Source organism: Mesorhizobium sp. M7A.F.Ca.AU.001.01.1.1, assembly GCF_004022735.1.
Lineage (GTDB): Bacteria > Pseudomonadota > Alphaproteobacteria > Rhizobiales > Rhizobiaceae > Mesorhizobium > Mesorhizobium ciceri.
This window is the reverse complement of sequence record NZ_RZPF01000538.1, coordinates 1-4,650: the sequence shown is the minus strand read 5'-3', so window position 1 is coordinate 4,650 and position 4,650 is coordinate 1. Positions and strand designations below refer to the sequence as shown.

Here is a 4,650-nt window from a genome sequence, read left to right as displayed (position 1 = left end):
CTGCAGGCCTTCGTCTCCGAGGCGATCAAGCCGCTCATCCCGGGCGTCATGACCTTCGGCGCCGGCCATTTCTACGTCAGCCAGTCCGACAAGGGCGGCCTCGTCTTCGGCGGCGATATAGACGGCTACAATTCCTACGCCCAGCGCGGCAACATGCCTGTGATGGAAGACGTCTGCGAGGGCGGCATGGCGCTGATGCCGATGATCGGCCGCGTGCGCCTGCTGCGCCAGTGGGGCGGCATCATGGACATGTCGATGGATGGTTCACCGATCATCGACAAGACGCCCGTCGACGGGCTCTATCTCAACGCGGGCTGGTGCTATGGCGGCTTCAAGGCGACGCCAGGGTCCGGTTTTGTCTTTGCGCACCTCCTGGCTCGCGACGAGTCGCATGAAGAAGCGGCACGGTTCCGCCTAGACCGGTTCCGAACTGGCGCCATGATCGACGAAAAGGGCCAGGGCGCCCAACCGAACCTGCATTGAAGGCGGTTTAGAAGAAATGCGCATTGCCTGTCCTTTCTGCGGTGAACGCGAACTCGGCGAGTTCACCTATCTCGGCGACGCCAAGCCGGTGCGGCCCGAGGCCGGCGCCTCGGAAGACGAGGTCTTCGACTATGTCTATCTGCGCGACAATGTCGCCGGCGCGACCAGCGAATATTGGTACCATGGCGGTGGTTGCCGGGCTTGGCTGAAGGTCACCCGCAACACGCTGACGCACGAGATTTCCTCCATCGAACCGGCGGCTGGTGCCGGCGCTGCGAAGGTTGGTGCGTGATGGCCGGCGCGCAGACACACCGGCTCGGCAATCGCGGGCTTGTCGACCGCTCGGCACCGCTGAACTTCCGTTTCGACGGCAAGGCTTTCTCCGGCTTCCAGGGCGACACGCTCGCCTCGGCGCTGATCGCCAACGGCGTCAAGCTGGTCGGCCGCTCATTCAAATACCATCGCCCGCGCGGCATCCTGACTGCGGGCTCGGAAGAACCCAATGCGCTGGTTGAGCTGCGCACCGGGGCACGGCGCGAGCCGAACACCAAGGCGACGACGGCCGAACTCTATGACGGGCTCGAGGCCGCCAGCCAGAACCGTTGGCCGTCGCTGCGCCACGACGTGATGTCGGTCAACCAGCTGTTCGCGCCGATCTTCGTTGCCGGCTTCTACTACAAGACATTCATGTGGCCGGCGAAGTTCTGGGAAGCGATCTATGAGCCGGCGATCCGCCGCGCCGCAGGCCTTGGCCGTGCCGCCGGCCTTGCCGATCCCGACCACTACGACAAGGCATGGGCGCATTGCGACGTGCTGATCGCCGGCTCCGGCCCGGCTGGTCTGGCCGCGGCGTTGGCAGCCGGCCGCGCAGGCGCCCGCGTCATCCTGTGCGAGGAGGATTTTGTCCTCGGCGGCCGTCTGCTGTCGGATGGCGGAATGATCGACGGCGAACCTGCGGCCGAGTGGATTTCGCGGACGCTGGCTGAACTGGCTGGTATGCCCGACGTCCGCGTCATGACCCGCACGACGCTGTTCGGCGTCTACGATGGCGGCACCTATGGCGCCATTGAGCGGGTCAACGACCATTTGCCCTCGCCGCCCGAGCACCAGGTGCGCCAGCGCCTGTGGCGGATCGTGGCGAAGCGCTGCGTCGTGGCAGCCGGCGCCATCGAACGGCCGATCGTCTTTGCCGGCAACGACACGCCCGGCGTGATGATGGCCTCCGCCATGCGCACCTATGTCGCGCGCTACGCCGCTACACCGGCAAAGCGGATCGCACTTTTCACCAACAATGAGGACGGCTGGCGCACCGTCGAGACGGCGCTCGGTGCCGGCCTGCAGATAGCGGCGGTCATCGATGCACGGCCCGAAATATCGCCGGCGCATCGTTCGCTGGCCTCGAAGGGCGGCTTCCCGGTGCTGCACGGTTCCGTCAGTGGCATCGACGGCGGCAAGGATGGCGTCAGGAAAATCGCGGTGTCGCTGACCGGCGGCGCGCGCGCCGAGGTCGAAGCGGACGGGCTCGCCGTTTCCGGCGGCTGGAACCCGGCGGTCGGGCTGACCTCCTATCATCGCGGCCGGCCGAAATGGCGCAGCGACATCTCCGCCTTCGTGCCCGACGGCGCGCCTCCAGGCATGGTCGCCGCGGGTGCCGCCAATGGCGATTTCGGGCTCGGCGCCTGCCTGAGCCAGGGATTTGCCGCTGGCGCGGCAGCGGCCCGTGACACGGGGCACAATGGTACGGCGGGCGCCGCGCCTGCCGCCGATGACGAGGCTTTTTCGCTGACGCCGCTCTGGCATGTCGCCGGCAAGGGCAAAGCCTTTGTCGACCAGCAACACGACGTCACCGCGTCCGACATCGAGCTGGCGCAGCGCGAGGGTTTTGAATCGGTCGAGCATCTGAAGCGCTACACCACGCTCGGCATGGCGACCGACCAGGGCAAGACCTCGAATGTCGCCGGCCTCGCCATCATGGCTGCGGTCAGCGGCCGTTCGATCCCCGAGACCGGGACAACGATCTACCGGCCGCCTTACGTGCCCGTCGCCATCGGCGCCTTCGCCGGCCATCACCGCGACGAGACTTTCCATGCGACGCGGCTGACGCCGTCGCATCACTGGGCCGTGGAACAAGGTGCTGTCTTCGTCGACACCGGCCTGTGGAAGCGGGCGCAGTGGTACCCCCGCGCGGGCGAGAAGGACTGGCTGGAATCGGTGACGCGCGAGGTCAAGGCGGTGCGCTCAGGCGTCGGATTCTGCGATGTCTCGACGCTCGGCAAGATCGACGTGCACGGTCCGGATGCCGGCGCCTTCCTCGACCGCGTCTACATCAACACCTTCTCCAGTCTTGCAGTGGGCAAGGCGCGCTACGGTCTGATGCTGCGCGAGGACGGCATCGTCTATGACGACGGCACCACGTCGCGGCTGGCCGAAGACCACTATTTTCTCACCACCACCACGGCCAAGGCCGGTCTGGTGATGCAGCATCTCGAATTCTGCCGCCAGGTGCTGTTCCCGGAGCTCGACGTGCAGCTCACTTCCGTCTCCGACCAGTGGGCGCAGTTCTCGATCGCCGGACCGAGCGCGCGGGAGTTGCTGAAACAGATCGTTGATGAGTCCGAGGACCTTTCCAACGAAGGCTTTCCGTTCATGGGCGCGCGCGAAGTGACGTTGCGCGGCGGCCTCAAGGCGCGGCTGTTCCGCATCTCGTTCTCCGGCGAAATGGCCTTCGAGATCTCGGTACCGGCACGCTTCGGTGATGCGATGGCACGCAATCTGATGCTGGCCGGCGCGCCATTCGGCGTGACGCCTTACGGCACCGAGGCGCTCGGCGTCATGCGCGTCGAAAAGGGCCACATCGCCGGACCGGAACTGAGCGGCACGACGACAGCGGCCGATCTTGGTCTGGGCAAGATGATGTCGACCAAGAAAGACTATATCGGCCGCGTCATGGCCGGACGCGAGGCGCTGGTAGCCCCAGATCGCCAGGTCGTCGTCGGCATCAAGCCGACGGACGAGACACGCCGGTTGCGCTCCGGCGCACACATCATCCCGAAGGGGCAGACGCCCGGCCCCGGCAACGACCAGGGCTATGTCACCTCGGTCTGCTTCTCGCCGACGTTGGATCAGTGGATCGGGCTCGCGCTTGTCGAACGCGGCCGCGAACGCATCGGCGAGATCGTGCACGCGCATGATCCATTGCGCGGCGAAGACTATGACGTCGAACTCTGCAATCCCGTCTTCTACGACCCGGATGGAGGGCGCCAGCGTGGTTGAGTTTTCCTGGGTTTCTCGCAGCCCACTCGAGCATGCGCTTGTCACCGGTACAGATGGCGCACGCGGTATCGAGGCCGGCATTTCGCTGACCGAGATCCGCAATTTTGATCTGATCCAGGGGATGGCGCGGCGCGGCCAGGCGGCCGAGCTGGGACAAGCCGCCAAGGCTCGGTTTGGTGTTGCTGTCCCTGATGCGCCGAAGGCGGTGCGGACTTCGGACGCAACGCTGATCTGGTCGGGACCGGACCAGTTCTTCGTGCTGTCGAAGGGCGGCAAGCACACGATGCAGACGCTGGAGCCCGCATTGTCCGGCTCGCTGTCGGACCAGTCGCATGCGCGGGTTCTGGTCAGCATCTCCGGCGCCAAGGCGCGGACAATGCTGGCGAAACTGTCGTCGATCGATTTGCATCCCGATTCGTTTCCGGTTGGCGCCGCCGCCGCGACGTCGATGGATCACACCAGCGTCACGCTCTGGCGCGACAGTGATCGGACGGATGGGCAGGCGGTGTTCAACGTTCTGATGTTTGCGACGTTTGCCGAGAGCCTTTGGCATACGATGCTGGATTCGGGCGCGGAGTACGGCGTCGACATCAACCATACAGAGAGACTGGCTTAGCCTTGGCTAGTCTTCCCTTCTCCCACAACAAGGGGAGAAGGCAAAGCGCGCCACCTCCGCCTTGCCAAACCCAACCGCACTGCTATTCTTGCTGCTAAAATAATTTCACGCACAGGCAAACTTGTTTCTCGAACCGCAAGGCTGAGATGAGCCAGTCGCCCTACCCCGCAATTGCTGCCGGACCGCCCAAGCCTAGCCTCATCCTGAGGCCGGGCCAGATCGCGCTGCCGCCGGGCATGGAGCGTTATACGATCCAGGGCAACGGCGCGGTGCTGATC

Annotated in this window: 4 protein-coding genes; all 4 read left to right on the top strand. The window is 65.3% G+C overall.

The window, feature by feature from the left end; all coding sequences use genetic code 11:
• Window positions 1-483: FAD-dependent oxidoreductase (locus tag EN884_RS26455; protein WP_128360816.1), on the top strand; the 483-nt coding region annotated here is incomplete at its 5' end.
• Window positions 484-499: 16 nt separating this feature from the next.
• Window positions 500-775, top strand: a complete 276-nt coding sequence (locus EN884_RS26450) for a sarcosine oxidase subunit delta family protein (protein WP_024502588.1) — start codon at window positions 500-502, stop codon at window positions 773-775.
• Window positions 775-3,756, top strand: a complete 2,982-nt coding sequence (locus EN884_RS26445) for a sarcosine oxidase subunit alpha (RefSeq protein WP_063167613.1) — start codon at window positions 775-777, stop codon at window positions 3,754-3,756. The genes EN884_RS26450 and EN884_RS26445 overlap by 1 nt, the downstream gene beginning before the upstream one ends.
• Entirely contained in the window at window positions 3,749-4,372 is a 624-nt protein-coding gene (locus EN884_RS26440) for a sarcosine oxidase subunit gamma (RefSeq protein ID WP_063170183.1), read from the top strand. Before EN884_RS26445 ends, EN884_RS26440 begins: the two co-directional genes overlap by 8 nt.
• Window positions 4,373-4,650: the final 278 nt, after the last annotated feature.